The organism is Priestia sp. 3CA3 (assembly GCF_056836725.1).
This window is the reverse complement of sequence record NZ_JBXENJ010000001.1, coordinates 482,577-499,577: the sequence shown is the minus strand read 5'-3', so window position 1 is coordinate 499,577 and position 17,001 is coordinate 482,577. Positions and strand designations below refer to the sequence as shown.

General features: G+C 38.4%; 22 protein-coding genes. 5 read left to right on the top strand and 17 right to left on the bottom strand.

Translation table 11 applies throughout. The features are described 5' to 3' along the window. Nucleotides 1-9 precede the first annotated feature (9 nt). The 10 genes from spoIIAB to AC1VNJ_RS02530 form a co-directional block, all read right to left on the bottom strand. Nucleotides 10-453, bottom strand: coding sequence for an anti-sigma F factor (gene spoIIAB / locus AC1VNJ_RS02575; RefSeq protein WP_013084935.1), 444 nt, complete (start codon nt 451-453; stop codon nt 10-12). Beyond that, entirely contained in the window at nt 453-803 is a 351-nt protein-coding gene (gene spoIIAA / locus AC1VNJ_RS02570) for an anti-sigma F factor antagonist (protein ID WP_014458299.1), read from the bottom strand. The genes spoIIAB and spoIIAA overlap by 1 nt, the downstream gene beginning before the upstream one ends. Before the next feature lie 102 nt (nt 804-905). Continuing rightward, nucleotides 906-2,072, bottom strand: coding sequence for a D-alanyl-D-alanine carboxypeptidase family protein (locus AC1VNJ_RS02565; RefSeq protein ID WP_033579732.1), 1,167 nt, complete (start codon nt 2,070-2,072; stop codon nt 906-908). A gap of 116 nt (nt 2,073-2,188) precedes the next feature. Beyond that, nucleotides 2,189-3,019, bottom strand: coding sequence for a purine-nucleoside phosphorylase (locus AC1VNJ_RS02560; RefSeq protein ID WP_482640289.1), 831 nt, complete (start codon nt 3,017-3,019; stop codon nt 2,189-2,191). A 16-nt stretch (nt 3,020-3,035) separates the two neighbouring features. Continuing rightward, nucleotides 3,036-4,217 carry a phosphopentomutase gene (gene deoB, locus AC1VNJ_RS02555; protein ID WP_028411549.1) on the bottom strand — a complete coding sequence of 394 codons (1,182 nt, stop codon included), beginning with the start codon at nt 4,215-4,217 and terminating at the stop codon, nt 3,036-3,038. 197 nt (nt 4,218-4,414) lie between these two features. Continuing rightward, nucleotides 4,415-5,308: a site-specific tyrosine recombinase XerD gene (gene xerD, locus AC1VNJ_RS02550; protein ID WP_028411550.1), complete on the bottom strand. Its 894-nt coding sequence runs from the start codon at nt 5,306-5,308 to the stop codon at nt 4,415-4,417. A 6-nt stretch (nt 5,309-5,314) separates the two neighbouring features. Then, entirely contained in the window at nt 5,315-5,542 is a 228-nt protein-coding gene (locus tag AC1VNJ_RS02545; protein WP_336119422.1) for a YqzK family protein, read from the bottom strand. A 195-nt stretch (nt 5,543-5,737) separates the two neighbouring features. Continuing rightward, nucleotides 5,738-6,190, bottom strand: coding sequence for a ferric iron uptake transcriptional regulator (gene fur / locus AC1VNJ_RS02540; protein WP_013059082.1), 453 nt, complete (start codon nt 6,188-6,190; stop codon nt 5,738-5,740). 112 nt (nt 6,191-6,302) lie between these two features. After that, nucleotides 6,303-6,947, bottom strand: a complete 645-nt coding sequence (gene spoIIM / locus AC1VNJ_RS02535; protein WP_025750451.1) for a stage II sporulation protein M — start codon at nt 6,945-6,947, stop codon at nt 6,303-6,305. Between the two features lie 468 nt (nt 6,948-7,415). Continuing rightward, nucleotides 7,416-7,967: an NUDIX hydrolase gene (locus AC1VNJ_RS02530; protein WP_028411551.1), complete on the bottom strand. Its 552-nt coding sequence runs from the start codon at nt 7,965-7,967 to the stop codon at nt 7,416-7,418. A gap of 71 nt (nt 7,968-8,038) precedes the next feature. Here AC1VNJ_RS02530 and mciZ point away from each other — a divergent pair, with 71 nt between their 5' ends. Together mciZ and AC1VNJ_RS02520 are read left to right on the top strand one after the other, a co-directional pair. Next, nucleotides 8,039-8,206 carry a Z-ring formation inhibitor MciZ gene (gene mciZ, locus AC1VNJ_RS02525; protein ID WP_033579730.1) on the top strand — a complete coding sequence of 56 codons (168 nt, stop codon included), beginning with the start codon at nt 8,039-8,041 and terminating at the stop codon, nt 8,204-8,206. Nucleotides 8,207-8,299: 93 nt separating this feature from the next. After that, nucleotides 8,300-9,217, top strand: coding sequence for an aldo/keto reductase (locus AC1VNJ_RS02520; protein WP_028411552.1), 918 nt, complete (start codon nt 8,300-8,302; stop codon nt 9,215-9,217). Nucleotides 9,218-9,244: 27 nt separating this feature from the next. Here the strand turns inward: AC1VNJ_RS02520 and AC1VNJ_RS02515 are convergent, their stop codons facing one another. From AC1VNJ_RS02515 to AC1VNJ_RS02500, 4 genes are all read right to left on the bottom strand, one after another. Then, nucleotides 9,245-9,493: a YqkE family protein gene (locus tag AC1VNJ_RS02515; RefSeq protein ID WP_033579729.1), complete on the bottom strand. Its 249-nt coding sequence runs from the start codon at nt 9,491-9,493 to the stop codon at nt 9,245-9,247. Nucleotides 9,494-9,557: 64 nt separating this feature from the next. Beyond that, complete coding sequence (locus tag AC1VNJ_RS02510; RefSeq protein ID WP_028411554.1) at nt 9,558-10,226, bottom strand: CoA transferase subunit B; 669 nt, start codon at nt 10,224-10,226, stop codon at nt 9,558-9,560. A 20-nt stretch (nt 10,227-10,246) separates the two neighbouring features. Then, nucleotides 10,247-10,936 (bottom strand): CoA transferase subunit A, encoded by a 690-nt coding sequence (locus tag AC1VNJ_RS02505; protein ID WP_028411555.1) that lies wholly within the window; start codon nt 10,934-10,936, stop codon nt 10,247-10,249. Nucleotides 10,937-11,174: 238 nt separating this feature from the next. Then, complete coding sequence (locus AC1VNJ_RS02500; RefSeq protein ID WP_028411556.1) at nt 11,175-12,362, bottom strand: acetyl-CoA C-acetyltransferase; 1,188 nt, start codon at nt 12,360-12,362, stop codon at nt 11,175-11,177. Between the two features lie 177 nt (nt 12,363-12,539). Between AC1VNJ_RS02500 and AC1VNJ_RS02495 the strand changes: the two genes are divergently transcribed. Both AC1VNJ_RS02495 and AC1VNJ_RS02490 read left to right on the top strand, forming a co-directional pair. After that, nucleotides 12,540-13,436: a hydroxymethylglutaryl-CoA lyase gene (locus AC1VNJ_RS02495; RefSeq protein WP_028411557.1), complete on the top strand. Its 897-nt coding sequence runs from the start codon at nt 12,540-12,542 to the stop codon at nt 13,434-13,436. 68 nt (nt 13,437-13,504) lie between these two features. Then, a complete protein-coding gene (locus AC1VNJ_RS02490; RefSeq protein WP_033579727.1) occupies nt 13,505-14,416 on the top strand; it encodes an alpha/beta hydrolase in 912 nt (303 codons plus the stop codon). Here the strand turns inward: AC1VNJ_RS02490 and AC1VNJ_RS02485 are convergent. Further along, nucleotides 14,413-14,751, bottom strand: a complete 339-nt coding sequence (locus AC1VNJ_RS02485) for an iron-sulfur cluster biosynthesis family protein (RefSeq protein ID WP_028411559.1) — start codon at nt 14,749-14,751, stop codon at nt 14,413-14,415. The genes AC1VNJ_RS02490 and AC1VNJ_RS02485 overlap by 4 nt on opposite strands. A gap of 130 nt (nt 14,752-14,881) precedes the next feature. Here AC1VNJ_RS02485 and AC1VNJ_RS02480 point away from each other — a divergent pair, with 130 nt between their 5' ends. Beyond that, a complete protein-coding gene (locus AC1VNJ_RS02480) occupies nt 14,882-15,097 on the top strand; it encodes a CDGSH iron-sulfur domain-containing protein (protein WP_028410691.1) in 216 nt (71 codons plus the stop codon). A gap of 73 nt (nt 15,098-15,170) precedes the next feature. Here the strand turns inward: AC1VNJ_RS02480 and AC1VNJ_RS02475 are convergent, their stop codons facing one another. Together AC1VNJ_RS02475 and AC1VNJ_RS02470 are read right to left on the bottom strand one after the other, a co-directional pair. Continuing rightward, a complete protein-coding gene (locus tag AC1VNJ_RS02475; protein ID WP_047749858.1) occupies nt 15,171-15,965 on the bottom strand; it encodes an SDR family NAD(P)-dependent oxidoreductase in 795 nt (264 codons plus the stop codon). Between the two features lie 23 nt (nt 15,966-15,988). Beyond that, nucleotides 15,989-16,945 (bottom strand): MBL fold metallo-hydrolase, encoded by a 957-nt coding sequence (locus AC1VNJ_RS02470; RefSeq protein WP_482640288.1) that lies wholly within the window; start codon nt 16,943-16,945, stop codon nt 15,989-15,991. Nucleotides 16,946-17,001: the final 56 nt, after the last annotated feature.

The following is a 17,001-nucleotide window of genomic DNA, read 5'->3' as shown; positions in this document are numbered from 1 at the left end:
CAAGTCTCCTTAATTACATAGCGCTTTACTATTTGTTAAGTGCTTTTTTAAATATAAGGTCGTACCTTCTAATACAGTAGACTCTACTCGAATTTCGTCCATAAAGTTTTCCATTATGGTGAAACCCATTCCAGAGCGTTCTAGATCTGGTTTCGTTGTGTATAAAGGCTGCTTTGCTTCATCCACGTTATCGATACCAATTCCTTCATCACGAATCATCAGCTCCACTACACCGTCTTCATGAAGCGTCACAGAAATATATACCACACCATCCGGATTGCTTTCGTAGCCGTGAATAATAGCATTTGTTACTGCTTCAGATACGACTGTTTTAATTTCTGTTAACTCATCCATTGTTGGATCTAACTGTGTAATAAATGATGCTACCGTGACACGGGCAAACGATTCATTTTGACTAAGCGCGGAAAATTGGAGGTTCATTTGATTTTTCATTATGCCACCCCCAATTTTTGAAGCGCGTTTTCTTCATTAGGTTCAAAACGAATAATTTTAAATAAGCCTGACATATTAAACAAACGTTCTACAGCGGGAGAAATAGCGCATACAACCATTTCCCCACCGTTATTATGAACTTGTTTGTATCTCCCTAAAATAACCCCCAAGCCAGAGCTGTCCATAAAGGTTAAATGCTGTAGATTTAAAATCAAATGGCTGATAGATTCCTTCTCTATCGCTTGGGTGATTTTGCTTCTTAGCTCTTCTGCCGTATGATGATCTAATTCTCCTGTTAATCGAACCAACAAGACATCTTGTTTGAATTCCAGTTCAATTGAAAGACTCACTATACAAACCTCCTCGGAAATCTTATAGTCAATCTTTCGCTGCCAACAGAATAGAATCCTTCTCACCGACAAAACTAGTTCTATTTCGTCACATTTAGCTGTTTAAGATGTTTGAGAGAAAATAGAGAATGTACGTTTAAATAGCTTCCACCAAGAAGCAGCATCGATATCTTCTTTTGCAAGAAGCGGTGAAGAACTCATTACTTTGTTATCCTTCTTAATGGTCAACGTTCCAATTTTGTCGCCTTTTTGAATAGGCGCATTTAACTTCTCGTTCATTTTCACTTCTGTTTTAACATCTTTGGCTGCATTTCCTTTTTTCAATAAAACAGAAATAGGCTCTGACGTAACGGCTGTTACCTGATCTTCACTACCCTTGTTTACATCTATCTTGGCAATAACGTCTCCTTTTTTGTATAAAGGCTTCGTTGTATATTGACTGAATGCGTAGTCTAACATTTTGGTTACTTGATTATTGCGATCTTTTGGCGTGCTTGCACCGAATACAACCGCTAACACACGCATATTTCCCTTTTTAGCGGTAGCTGTCAGGCAATACTTAGCTTGACCTGTAAATCCCGTTTTGAGTCCATCAACCCCGGGATAAAATTTCACTAAACGATTCGTATTTACTAACCAAAACTTCTTATCTGTATCCGTGCGTAAATAAGCTTCGTATTTACTTGTATAGTTAATAATTTTTTCATACTTTAGTAGCTCTCTGCCCATCATGGCCATATCATGAGCTGTACTATAGTGATTTTCTACAGGCAGGCCTGTCGGATTTTGAAATTTTGTATGAGTCAAACCAAGCTCTTTCGCTTTTTGGTTCATCTTTGCTACAAATTTTTCTTCTGATCCAGCTAAATATTCAGCCATTGCCATAGAAGCATCGTTACCAGAACCTATCGCAATCCCTTTTAGCAAATCATTTACCGTCATTTCTTCTCCGGGCTCTAAAAAGATTTGTGAGCCTCCCATTGAAGCGGCATATTCACTTGCTCGCACTTTATCTTTTAAGGTAATTTTCCCTTTATCCAAAGCCTCCATAATTAAAATCATTGTCATAATTTTAGTCATACTGGCAGGGGGAAGTTCTTGATTACTATTTTTTTCGTATAGAATTTTTCCTGTATCCCGTTCAATTAAAATAGCTGACCTAGCACTGTCAGCAAGCTCAGAACTCTTTTTTTCTGCGGCTAAAACAGGTTGCGTCATAAGTGGAAATAAAAATATGACAACGAGTAACTTTACAATAGTTCGCTTCATCTCCACAAACCTCCATTCTTTATACAACCTATTTTTTCCAAGGTATAATCGATTTATACTAAACGAAATAAAAAAAGCATCGAGAAATTCTCGATGCTTGAAGTCATATTTTCTTCTTATTTTTGATCAGCTGGAAGTTGCTTTACTACTTCTTTTACAAGCGATAAAAACTGCTGTTTTACTTTTTCAGTCGTTTCAATCACTTCTTCATGATTTAACGGCTGATCTAAAATACCAGCTGCCATATTAGAAATACAAGAAATACCCAGTACTTTCATACCTGCATGGCGTGCTACAATAACTTCTGGTACTGTAGACATACCGACCGCGTCTCCCCCGATAATGCGAAGCATTCGTACTTCAGCAGGCGTTTCATATGTTGGACCTGTATTTCCTACATATACACCTTCTTGTAAGGCGATATTTAAATCAGCTCCTACTTTCTTCGCTAATTGACGAAGGTCCTTGCAGTAAGCAGTTGACATATCCGGGAATCTTACGCCAAAATCAGAGTCATTAGGTCCAATCAAAGGGTTCGTTCCAAAGTTATTAATATGATCAGAAATAATCATTAAGTCTCCTGGATTAAAGGATTCGTTTACTCCGCCTGCTGCATTCGTTACAATCAACGTTTCTACACCGATTTCTTTCATTACGCGCACTGGAAATGTTACTTTATCAAGGGCGTACCCTTCATAAAAGTGAAAACGTCCTTGCATAGCTACAACCGGTACGTCATGAATAGTACCTATTACTAATTGACCTGCGTGACCTTCAACTGTTGAAACCGGGAACTCAGGAATGTCGTTGTACGGAATTTTTACCGCGCCTTCAATTTCGTCAGCTAATACCCCTAGTCCAGAACCTAAAATAAGCCCAATGGTTGGTGTAACAGCTGATTGATTTTTAATATATGCTGCTGCTTTTTCAATATATTCTTTTGTCATACTCCATTCCCCCTGCTTAATTCAGCTCTTGTAAAAAACTTTTTCCATGCTTAGGCATTGCTACGCCAAAATTTTCTGCTACCGTTGCGCCAATATCCGCAAACGTTTGACGAATAGAAAGTTCTTTTCCTTCTTTCATGCCTTTATTGTACACAAGAAGCGGCACGTATTCACGCGTATGGTCTGTCCCATGATGAACAGGGTCATTTCCATGATCCGCTGTAATAATCAATAAATCATCTTCTTTTAATAAATCAAATACTTCTTCCAAGCGTGCATCATATTCTTCAAGCGCTTGCCCATATCCTTGTGGATCGCGGCGATGGCCATAGAGAGCATCAAAATCAACTAAATTTAAGAAGCTTAAGCCTGTGAAGTCCATGTTTAATGTATCAACTAGCTTATCCATGCCGTCCATATTCGACTTGGTACGAAGAGATTTTGTGACCCCTTCTCCGTCGTAAATATCAGAAATTTTACCGATAGCAATAACATCGATGTCATTGTCTTTTAATTCATTCATTACTGTACGTCCAAAAGGCTTTAATGCATAGTCATGACGATTGGATGTACGAGTGAAGTTACCTGGTTCACCTAAAAACGGGCGAGCGATAACACGTCCAATCATATATGGATCATCAAGCGTTAATTCACGAGCAATCTCACAAATTTTGTACAATTCATCAATTGGAACAATTTCTTCATGAGCAGCAATTTGCAAAACAGAATCTGCTGATGTATAGACGATTAAGTCACCTGTTTCCATATGCTGTTTTCCTAGCTCATCTAAAATTTCTGTACCAGATGCTGGTTTGTTTCCAATAATTTTACGGCCTGTTTTTTCTTCTAATTGTGAAATCAGCTCTTCTGGAAATCCGTCTGGAAACACATTAAAAGGCGTATCAATATTAAGGCCCATAATTTCCCAATGACCTGTCATTGTATCTTTTCCGGCAGAAGCTTCCTGCATCTTTGTATAGTAAGCCAACGGCTTTTCGGCTTTATCAATTCCTTTAATTTCACGGATATTGCTTAGACCAAGCTTAGCCATATTAGGCATATGAAGACCGTTGCAGTGTTCTGCAATATGACCAAACGTATCGGCACCTTTATCATTGTATTTTTCAGCATCCGGTGATTCACCGATACCTACTGAATCCATGACAACTAAAAATACGCGTTTATATGTATGCGCCATTTTATTCCCTCCAAATATCAATTTATTTATTCTCTATAAAATTCCCGTTTGGAAATAATTTAACCATCTTCTCTTATTGGTCAGAAGTCTGACCTCTCTATTAGTATAGACGCTTTTTATTTTTTTGTACACAGGAATGAAAGTGTTTTCAATCAAAAAAACCAATGTCTATGAACTTACTGGACATTGGGATCTTCCTACGCTCGCGGGTGAAACTGATTGTATACATCTTTTAAACGCGCTTTTGTGACATGTGTATAAATTTGAGTGGTCGAAATATCCGCATGCCCGAGCATTTCTTGAACAGCTCTCAAATCCGCGCCGTTCTCTAACAAATGAGTAGCAAACGAATGGCGTAACGTATGTGGAGTTAATTCTTTTTCAATTTTTGCTTCAGAAGCTAACTTTTTTAATATTTTCCAAAACCCCTGCCTTGTCAAGCGCCTTCCATGATGATTAACAAAAAGTGCTTTGTCCTGTTCCTTTTGCTTTGTTAAAATACTCCGGCCATGCTGTAAGTACTCTTCAATCGCCTCTGTTGCCAACCTTCCGATGGGGACAATTCTTTCTTTATTCCCTTTTCCGATACACCGAATAAATCCCATCGTCAAATGTGCATCATCAATATTTAAGTTAACGAGTTCAGATACACGAATTCCAGTAGCATAAAGCAATTCAAGCATCGCTTTGTCTCGTATGCCAAAAGGCGTCGAAGTATCAAACACATTTAACAGCGCCTCTACTTCCTCTGCATTTAGCACTTTTGGCAGCTTGCGCTCAAGCTGCGGAGTATCAATATGAACGGATGGATCTGTATCCGCTGCTTTTTCCCTTAGTAAGAATTGATGAAAAGATCTAGTTGAAGCCACATGTCTCGCAATCGTTTTAGATGATTTTTGCTGATCACTTAAATATTTCAGAAAATTAACGATGTGGAGTCTTGTTACTTCATTAAATGATTTCAGCTGCTCTACATGCTCTAAATATTGAGCATACTTTTTTAAATCTCGTTCATACGAATCAATCGTATTTTTCGCCAGTCCCCGCTCTACTACTAAATAATGAATAAAATCTTGAATTTGATCATTCAATAGCCTCTACTCCCCGTTTTGATAAAACATAAATAAACGCTCCAGCCACGTCTGATCTTTGTTCACACTTGCTTGCATGACCTTAACTGCTGAACCCGACGGCTCATCATAACGTTTATAATTTTGATACTCTTGAGATACCCATATCATTCCAAAATAAAACAAAAGAGTAAACCCGGTAAATAAGATAAATACTTTACATGTATTATATACCATTTCAGTCCATGATTTCATGAAACAATTCCTCCAATTTTTGATTCTATTAGAAGATATGCCAATTGGGACAGGTTTTATACATGTTTCTTGCCTTTATACGCTGAGTTCTCTCCTTGTCATTTCCTTCCTTTCTATAAAACCATATAGCTTGTAACCTCGTTATTTTTTCTATTTATGTACAACAAAAAACCTTCTCCATTATGGAAAAGGCTTTTACTGCTTGTCTTCTTTATCCTGACAGCGATGGCAAATGCCATGAAATGTCAAGCGGTGATCTTTAATTTTAAAATTCCATTGCTTTTCCACAATTTCTTCAACGTCTTCAAGCAAATCTTCTTGAATTTCGTCCACAGATCCACATTCCATACACACAAGGTGATGATGAAAGTGTGCGGCTCCTTCTTGTCTTAAATCGTAGCGAGAAACGCCATCGCCAAAGTTTATTTTATCAACAATTTTAAGTTCAGTTAACAATTCTAACGTACGATAAACAGTTGCCAATCCAATTTCCGGAGACTTTTCCTTGACGAGGAGATATACATCTTCGGCACTTAAATGATCCTCTTCATGTTCAAGAAGTACTCTTACAGTCGCCTCACGTTGAGGTGTCAATTTATAGCTAGCTGAGTGCAACTGCTGCTTAATTCGCTCAATTCGACTTTCCATAATTATTCCCTCCCTCGCCATTCACTAATCCATTATATCAGATGTGTCGAGGGTGTCAAAATAAAGTTATTCTTAATAAGAAAAAAGAATTCTTTTTATTTAATACTTATTCTTACTTATTTAATAGAGCCATTACACTTTTCATTAAAGTAGGTGATACGTAAGCTTCAACTGTAGCTGCACAGGCAACCAAGCATATCATTGCAATCATCGTGCCGCTATAGCGTAAAAAGGATGCAGAAATTGGCTCCGCTGCTTTTTTAAAAAACTGCTGCCGCACGAGCTTCAAAGAAAAGGCAACTGAAGCTGCAGACAGAATCAGAAATGCCGGTATGAGAAAGATATTTTGCGGCATAACAGATACAAAAGATAGCGCAAACCCAGAGAGTCCCATTTGATTGACTAAAAAGCCTACGGTAAAACCAATCACCATTCCTTTTAAAAACAGCAGAATTAACACTACAGGCAAACCAATAATAGCAATTCCTAGTATCCAAATGAGCCCTAAGTATTTAACATTGTGAAAAAAACTTTGCTGAAACATTTCAACGCTGCTTGCTACTTCCCCACTCTTTACCTGTCCGAAAAACCGGTTTAAATAGAAGTACAGGTCTTCTTTTTGATCAAGCGTCAAACTATTTACAACAATAGCCCCAAAAATGATTCCCATTAAAAACAGCACGGTTACAAATAAATAAATAGAACTGTTTTCTTGAAAATGTCTTGCATACGATAATGGCAATTGTTTTTTTCTCATCGTCTTCCTCCTATTAATCGCTTAATAGAGTGTATGATAGAGTACAAAAACTATGCCAAGAATCTTTTAAATCTATCACATAAAAAAGAGATTAAGACATAATGAAATTAATCTAATCTAAATAAGAACAAATGAGATAGTATGGATAGCTTGTGACACCGCTGTTGATTTTCATGCAAGGCTTCGCTTTCCGCGGGAGTCTTCGCCTTGACCTCCAATCAACCGCTAGAACCAACTACATAAATGAAAGCTACGTTCACCATCAACTTAAAAAAAATCCGAACGAATTTGATTCTAAATCAAGAATCTCTATTTATCGTTCGGATTTTTCTTCAACTAATATATGGTTGTCACACATTTTTTAAGCTAGAGATACGCGCATGCCTGTTTTTTCTCACATCAAATGACGTTTCAATGTAAACCTCTAAATTGCTAGATTGCCGTACGTATGTAAAAGAAAAAACTCTCTTACTCTCCTAATCCGCTTTTTAACTGTAAGTACTGCACAGCATATGCTGTTTTTGCATCGTAAATTTCTTTGTTTTGAATAAGAGTAAGGGCCTCATCTACAGTAACTTCCATCACTTCAACAAATTCATCTTCGTCCAATTCCGCTTTGGTGGTCATCACTTTTAAATCTTCTGCTAAATAAACGTGAACCAACTCATCTGCAAAACCTGGCGATGTGTAAAAAGAAATAATATGGCTAAGGGAATCTGTTGTATAGCCCGTTTCTTCTTCTAACTCACGTTTTGCCGTTACAATCGGCTCTTCTCCTTTTTCCAGCTTGCCGGCTGGAATTTCCACTAAAATACGATCCATCGGTCTGCGATACTGTTTGACCATAACCATTTTATGATCGCTTGTTAACGCAATGACAGCGACAGCTCCAGGATGCTTAACTACTTCTCTTGTACTCGTTTTTCCGTTCGGAAGCTCTACTTCTTCTAAGTACAAATCAATCACTCTGCCTCCAAACAGCTTTTCAGAAGACCGCATTTTTTCTGTTAAATGATCCATTTTCTCCACCTCGTTCTATTTTTTTGACTCTTACATATATTCTATCATACGAATCTTGGGAGGTAGAAAAAATGAAAGTTTATGTTCACGAGAAGCAAATCATTTTAGTCGGTAAAGCATGGGAAATTAAGCAAAAGTTAAAAGAATACGGCGAACAATTTCAGTATGTTGATGAGTGGACGAACGCTATCTCTCAAAATTTTAATTCTTACAAACAACAAGCAGACTGCAGACACTAATTGTGCTGCAGTTTTTTAATCTTCTTATTTGAGTTTTCCTCTATCATAGCGCTACAATAGATAGAAACAAGTAAAAAATAAGGAGTGGCATATATGGAAAAAAGACGCTTAGGTACTTCAGATTTGCTGGTCAGTACATTAGGTTTAGGATGCATGTCTCTTGGCACGGAACAGAAACACGCTGTCAATATGATTGATGAAGCTCTGGAATATGGCATTAATTATTTTGATACAGCAGATTTATATGACTTTGGCTTAAACGAGGAGTTTGTGGGACAAGCTTTAAAAAACCGCAGACATGATATTGTTTTAGCCACAAAAGTAGGAAATCGCTGGAATGATGCAAAAGACAGCTGGACGTGGGATCCGTCTAAAGCTTACATAAAAGATGAAGTGAAAGAAAGCCTGCGCCGGCTTCAAACGGATTACATCGATTTATATCAACTGCACGGAGGGACTGTTGAAGACAATATTGAAGAAACGATTGAAGCATTTGAAGAATTAAAACAAGAAGGCGTCATTCGCTACTATGGTATTTCATCTATCCGGCCGAATGTGATTCGAGAGTATGTGCAAAACTCTTCTATTGTCAGTGTCATGATGCAATATAGCTTGTTAGACAGACGTCCTGAAGAAAGTGCACTTCCCCTTTTGCACGATAACGGCATTAGCGTTGTAGCCAGAGGTCCAGTAGCCAAAGGGCTGCTAACCGAAAAAGGAGAGCAAAAGCTTGCTGCATTCGAAGGTAAGGGATACTTAGACTATAGCGGTACGGAATTATCAAAAACGATTGAAGCATTTCGTCACGTACGACCAAATCACTCTCTGAATTCAACTGCACTTCAATACTGTTTAGCTAATCCTACGGTAGCCTCAGTTGTAGCAGGAGCAAGCTCTTCTTCACAGCTTCGTGAAAACGTAAAGGCTGTCGAGACCTCCCCCCTACAGCCTACTGAAGTGAACAAACTGCACTCGATTTTTAAAGCAAATCAATATGAAGCTCATCGTTAAAAAATAAAAGCGCCTTTATCGGCGCTTTTATTTTTTAAATTCGGACCAGTTCATATCACTTTCATTTAACAGTTCTTCAAACGATTTATTTTTTTCTTTTTCTTTTCGAATTCGAGCAGCTTCTTTACGTTCTGTTTCTTTCTGCTCTTCTTCTTTTAAAGAAAGCGCCTGTTTTTTAGCCTGAAGCTGTTTTAATAAGCTATCATTTAGCTGATCTTTGATACTGAGCTGATCATTTTGTTTTTGTGCTGATTGTTTTTGCTTTTTTTTAGCCATCACAATTCCCCCGCTACTTTAATTGAGAGATATTGTATCATATTCTTGCTTTTGTTACCAAAAATCAAAATGCATCTAGTTTTACATGTTCATCAATGATTAGAGTTGGCTCTGTAGACTGTTGAATATCTTCTACCGTATAGCCTTTCGCTACTTCGACAAGTTTTAGGCCTTCTGCCGTAATGTCAATGACCGCTCGATCTGTAATAATACGATCTACTACCCCTTTTCCTGTCAGAGGGAGGGTGCACTCATTTAAGATTTTAGGTTGGTCTTTTCTCGTCACATGTTCCATAATAACAATGATGCGCTGCGCTCCATGAACTAAATCCATTGCACCGCCCATTCCTTTAATCATTTTTCCAGGAATCATCCAGTTAGCTAAGTCACCAGTTTTTGAGACTTCCATGCCTCCTAAAATCGCAATATTAATATGCCCTCCGCGAATCATGCCAAACGATTCAGCACTGTCGAAGTAAGAAGCCCCTTTTGTCGCCGTTACGGTTTCTTTACCTGCATTAATTAAATCAGGATCTACTTCTCCTTCTTTCGGATATGGTCCAATGCCTAACAGACCGTTTTCGGACTGAAGCACAACCGTTTTATTATCTGAGATATGATTAGCCACAAGCGTTGGAATACCAATTCCAAGGTTTACATAAAATCCGTCCAAAATTTCTTTTTCAGCACGTTTTGCAATTCGCTCTCTCACGTTCACGCCGTTTTCAATCATGAAAAATCTCTCCCCTTTTGTTATTTTTGAACGGTTAAACGCTCAATACGTTTTTCTTGTTCACCAATAATTAACGATTGAACATATACACTAGGTGTGTGGATAATATTTGGATCAAGTGAACCTGTTGGATGAAGTTCCTCTACTTCTGCTATCGTCACTTTTCCTGCTGCTGCAATCATTGGGCTGAAATTGCGCGCTGTCTTGTTATACACTAAATTCCCCATATGATCGGCTTTCCAAGCTCTAACCAAACTAAAATCAGCTTTTAACGCCTCTTCTAGTAAATATTCTTTCCCATCAAACACACGAACTTCTTTTCCTTCAGCAATGGGTGTTCCCACTCCCGCTGGTGTATAAAATGCAGGTATGCCCGCTCCGCCGGCGCGAATCTTTTCAGCTAGCGTGCCTTGAGGTAGCAATTCTACTTCAATTTCTCCTGACAATACTTGTCTTTCAAACTCTTTATTTTCTCCCACGTAAGAGCCAATCATCTTTTTAATTTGTTTGTTTTTCAGAAGCAGTCCAAGTCCCCAGTCGTCTACGCCGCAGTTATTTGAAATTACGGTTAAATCTTTTACCCCTGTTTCAACTAACGCTAAAATCAAATTCTCCGGAATTCCACATAAACCAAAACCACCGACCATCATCGTAGCACCGTCGTGAATATCTTTCACCGCTTCTTTAAACGACGTATGTACTTGTTTCATACATAACCACCCCTTCGTTATTTTTGAAAACGCTTTCTAATCTATTATAAAAGATTTTTATTTCTTTTTAAATATATATATAACTAAAAATTATAATTTAATCATTTTTTTGTCAAAAAAGTTATATTAGTAGACAAAATTCAAAGAAAAACAAAAACGCCACGAGTTCCAAAGCAGTATGTTTGGAATCTGTGGCGTTGTGATATAGCTTTAATGTTTGTTAAAGCTATATCAAAAATTAAGGACGTTCAACGATTGTTGCAACACCTTGGCCTCCGCCAATACATAACGTTGCTAAACCAAGTTTTGCGTCGCGTTTTTGCATTTCATGAATAAGTGAAACCAGGACACGTGTACCACTTGCACCAATAGGATGTCCAAGCGCAATTGCTCCACCGTTTACATTTAAAATATCATGGTTAAATTGAAGTTCACGATCCACAGCGATTGACTGTGCAGCGAATGCTTCGTTTGCTTCTACTAGTTGAACGTCTTCTAATGAAACAGCAGCTCTTTCAAGCGCCTTTTTCACTGCGCTTACAGGACCGATTCCCATAATGCTTGGGTCTACTCCAGCAGTTGCATTAGCTTTAATAGACACTAATGGTGTTAGGCCTAACTCGTCTGCTTTTTTACGGCTCATTACCACTACTGCAGCTGCACCGTCATTGATACCAGATGCATTACCAGCTGTTACTGAACCGTCTTTTTTGAAAGCTGGACGTAGCTTTCCTAGACTTTCAGCCGTTGTGCCTGCGCGTGGGAACTCATCTTGTTCAAAAATTGTTACTTGGCCTTTTCTTCCAGGCACTTCTACTGGCACAATTTCATCTGCGAAACGGCCAGATTGAATAGCTGCTTCTGCTTTTTGCTGACTTGAAGCTGCAAATGCATCTTGTTCGTCGCGAGTAATTTCATATTTATCACACAGGTTTTCAGCTGTAACGCCCATATGGTAGTCGTTAAATGCACACCATAATCCATCTTGGATCATGCTGTCGACTACTTTTTGATCGCCCATTTTAAACCCGTTGCGTGCATTTTTTAATAGGTATGGTGCTTGGCTCATGTTTTCCATTCCACCAGCAACAATCACATCAGCATCCCCAGCAAGAATCGCCTGTGTAGCGAGATGTACTGCTTTTAGTCCTGATCCGCATACTTTATTGATGGTTAATGCTGAAACAGTTTCAGGCAACCCTGCTGCTAAAGTTGCTTGTCGTGCTGGATTTTGTCCTAAACCTGCTTGTAAGACATTTCCCATAATAACTTCATCTACTTCGTTTGCTGATACCCCTGCTTTGTTTAAAGCTTCTTTAATTACAGTACCACCTAAAGTTGTTGCGGATACATTTTGTAAGCTTCCCCCAAAGCTGCCGATTGCTGTACGTACAGCGCTTACAATGACTACTTCTGTTTGACCCATGTCGAAAACCTCTCCTTACTGTTTGATTACTGTGATTAACTGTCACTTGTATTAATTTCGACATCACTTGCGAAATTCCTCTTTTTTTGTAAAAATTTATAATTTTTATTGAATTTTAATTTTTTAGAATTAAAATAAATATTAGTAAGCGTTTACATTGTGGGAGGAGAGCGGTTTATGGGATTTCCTGAAAAAGTAACAATTATAGAAGTTGGTCCACGAGATGGACTTCAAAATGAAAAAAATTTTGTTCCAACTGATAAAAAAATTAATTTTATCAAAAAATTAAAAGAAGCTGGACTATCTGAAATCGAAATTACATCCTTTGTTTCTCCAAAATGGGTTCCTCAAATGAAAGATGCTTCTACCATCGCACCTATATTCCAGCCTGATACATGCCGAAACATTGTACTGGTGCCGAATCAAAAAGGCTTGGAAAAGGCACTGCAAGCTGATTGCCGCTCGGTTGCGCTTTTTATTGGCGTAAGCGATACTTTTAATCAAAAAAATATTAACAAAAACACCGAAGAAGCTGTCCAAACGCTGCTTCCTCTCATTCAGCAGCTTAAGCAGCAAGAATGTTTTATTCGCACCTGCATTTCCACCGCCTTTTATTGCCCATATGAAGGAAAAATAAATGAACGTGACGTGCTGAGCCTTTGCGAAAGCTTTGTGGAAGCTGGAGTAGATGAGCTAAGCGTTGCCGATACAATTGGCATGGCAAATCCTAAAGATGTATTTTCACTTTTCTCGAAATTAAAACAAAGTTTTTCCCACACGCTACTTGCTGCGCACTTTCACGATACGAGAGGATTGGCTATTGCCAATATCTATGCAGCTCTGCAAGCCGGTATTAACAGGTTCGATTCATCCGCTGGCGGGCTAGGAGGATGTCCATTTGCTAAGGGAGCAACGGGAAACGTAGCTACCGAAGATCTTGTCTTTATGCTTCATGAAATGGGTATTTCCACTTCTATTAATGAAGAAAAGCTGCTCGAAGCGGTCGATTTTATCGCTCCTTACATTTCAAGACCGATTGAAAGCAAGCAATACTCTTTATTTGCACAGCGTTAAAAATTAGGTTTTTATGAGAGCGATGCTATAATAACTAATAGCTATATTAACAAAAGGAGCCGCTAATCATGAAAAAATGGCTATTATTAGTAGGAAGCGTTCTCGGAGCATTTGCCGCTCTTGGCATCTTTTTTACAAATCAAATGATGTACATCCGTAAAAAGACCGACAAAGTTATTATTGACCGCGATACGGAAGATGGCTTTTATGATGAGAAAGTCTATAGCACTCTTCCTAAAGAAGCATTTGTACTTCCTTCTTCTCTAGGCTATAACATAGCTGGGACCGTTATTAAACAACACGATCACAACCGATTTATGATTCTTTCGCATGGAGTCACAGTTCATTCACTGAATTCTATGAAATATGCTCGGCTTTTTCTGAAGCTTGGATGGAACGTCGTTCTTTATGATCATCGCCGTCACGGCAAGTCTGAAGGGAAAACAACGAGCTACGGCTATTATGAAAAGCTGGACCTTCAATCTGTTGTTCACTGGGTAAAAGAACAATTCGGTTCAACTATTTCCCTTGGGATTCACGGGGAGTCTATGGGAGCTGCGACCACTCTTTTGTATGCTGGAATGGAAGACGGAGCTGATTTTTATATTGTCGACTGCCCTTTTTCAGACTTGGAAGAACTTCTTGCCTATCGCTTAAAACAAGATTTCCATCTGCCCAAACAGCTTGTGATGCCAGCAGCCAATATTATTTTAAAATGGCGAGAAGGCTATTCATTTAAAGACGTATCCCCCATTTCAGTCGTAGATCAAATAAAACATCCTGTTCTGTTTATCCATAGTAAAGAAGATGACTATATTCTTCCTAAAATGACGGAGCAGCTGCATGCCAAAAAAATGGGTGCAAAACGGATGTATTTGGCACCTGTAGGCACTCATGCCCGCTCGTATGCTGATAATCCAGGGGAATATGAACAAGTTATTGAATCATTTTTAGAAAAAATACAAAAAGAAGCGCATTAAAGCGCTTCTTTTGTTTTATCGATGAATGACATGCGCGGATTTAAAATTTGAGAAGGACATTTTAGCATAAACGCATATGCACTTTCATTGTAGTCAACCGTCATATTATCATCTAGAAATACTTGCTTTGTTTTTTCGACAAGAACGGGAACAAAATTCGTCTCGATGGTCACATCATCGCTCTCTTTTTCATCAACAATCCATAGCGTCGTTACACCGCTCACCACACAGCCGCATCCATCCGTATCGTATTTCAATTTTAAATATAGTGAAGAATCTTTTCCGTACTTTTCTTGTATTTTTGTTATTGCTTTATCTGTAAAGGTAATATTCATTTTCCTTTAACTCCTTTTAAACTAATTGTATAAACAAACGAAAATTGCTTATATAATGAGTATAATACACATCTTGCTTTCATTAAACTCTGGCGCTTCATATAGGTGTGTACAAAAAGGAGGTTTTTCTATGTCAAAAGTACAAATTAAAGTAATGGATAACGGTTCTTTCCGTGTCACTGGAGACGTTGAATTAATTGATGCAGACGGCAATAAATTTGAAACAAAGCCGACATTTTCACTATGCCGATGTGGCCAGTCGCAAAAGATGCCCTTTTGCGACGGAAATCATAAAGGAAAATTCGACTCTTGTGTGCGCGCTGCAAAAGTTTTAGACGAGCAGTAGATTCATAGAAATACAGCTTTACTGAACGAAAGCATTAACGAAAAACATTGATAACCTGTGATTAAAGCACAGGTTATTTTCTATTAAACGCATCCCCTGCCAATTTTTCTACGAGCCCCGGGGCAAGCTGATACACCTTCGAACCCATGTTCATCCACTTAGGCAAGTTGACTTCTCGTTTTGGTTTCCCAATAATATTGACCGTTTTTTCAGCTACGTATTGAGGTGTTAACATAAACTTTTCTACACTTTTTTCATAGTTTCCTGACTGATCCGCTATTGAAAAAAAGTTGGTTTGAATAGGACCTGGATTCACTGCGGTTACATAGATATCCGTTTTTGCTAATTCCATTCGCAGGCTGTTGGTAAACCCTAGCACGGCATGTTTAGAAGCTGAATAGCCACTGGATTTAGGCGTTGCCAGTTTGCCTGCTTGAGAAGCAATGTTAATAATATGTCCTTTGTTTTCTTTTAGCATATAAGCTAAAATTTCTTGTGTACATGCAATTAATCCAATAACATTGACTTGAAACATTGATGCAATTGTCGAAATGGATGCTTCTTTCACTTCTTCAAATACACCAAAGCCTGCATTATTAATCAGCACATCAACACGCTTAATTTCACTTATCATTTTCTGAACAACACTTCTGACTTCCTCTACGTTCGCTACGTCAGCTTTATATATGTAAGAGGTAATCCCATACTTTTGATTAATTTGCTCAGCTACTCGCTGCAGCTTTTCTTCTGTACGTGCAAGTAAAACGGGGACGCCCCCTCTTTTGGCCACTTCATAAGCTAAATGTTCTCCAAGACCTCCTGAAGCGCCTGTAATCACGACATGTTGGTTCTTTAACGAGGATTTCAAATATAACACACCTTTTTTGTAAGTTAAGAGCACACAGAATAAATAAGCGTACTTTCCTTTTCATGTGTACTGATTTTATTTGCATCTTCTAAAAAATCGAGCTGACCAATTGTTTCAGAAAGAGTTAGCCCTAGTTCTTTTTCATAAATAGTAGGAAATAGCTGTTTGCAAATATCAAACGCTGTTTGAGGGCGTTCTTTTATCATGCTAAGCACTTTATCCGCTCGGTCGCTTTGCTTTTGTAACCTCTCTTGTACAAGTTCACGGACATGTAATACTTCATCTCCATGACCTGTATAGATACAGCTTATCTCTAAGTCAAGCAGACGTCTTAACGAATGATTATATTGAAGAAGCGTTTTAGGCCGCTCGCCGCTTGGTTTCATAGGAGGTTCAATAAGCGGATTAGATGAAATATGCTTTAACAGCAAATCTCCTCCAATCATAACCGCTGTTTTTTCATTGTATAATGCAATATGGCTTTGAGCATGACCGGGCACTTCAAGCACTTTCCAACTCTCTAGGCCCCGAATGTAATCTCCTTCCTGCACAGAAGTCGTAAGAGAACGGTGACATGAATACTTCATTGATGCTTTTAAACGTTTTAAATAGGGGCGAAATCTTTCATCTACGCCCGCTTTCATAAAGTGATCTTCAAAAAACGCATCGTACCACTGAAAAAAATCCGGATTCTGAGAGATCCAAGGCTGATTTTTCGCATGACCGACTATGGCGATATCTTTATCAAAAAAATCAAGCATTCCTACGTGATCAGGATGGTGATGAGTTAGGACAACTTGTTTAATATCATCAGGTTTTAATCCTATTTCATTAAGCTTTTCTTTAAATACAGACCACGCTGCCTCCGTTTTAATACCAGCATCGATTAGCGTAACGGTCTGACCTTTTATAACAAAAACATTCACATCTCCTACCGCAAAAGGAGTAGGCAGCACAATTTTATACAATTGCTCATTCATCTGTATTTTTGCTCCTTTACCATCGCATTTTCTTTTAAGTTTACACGATTTTTCCC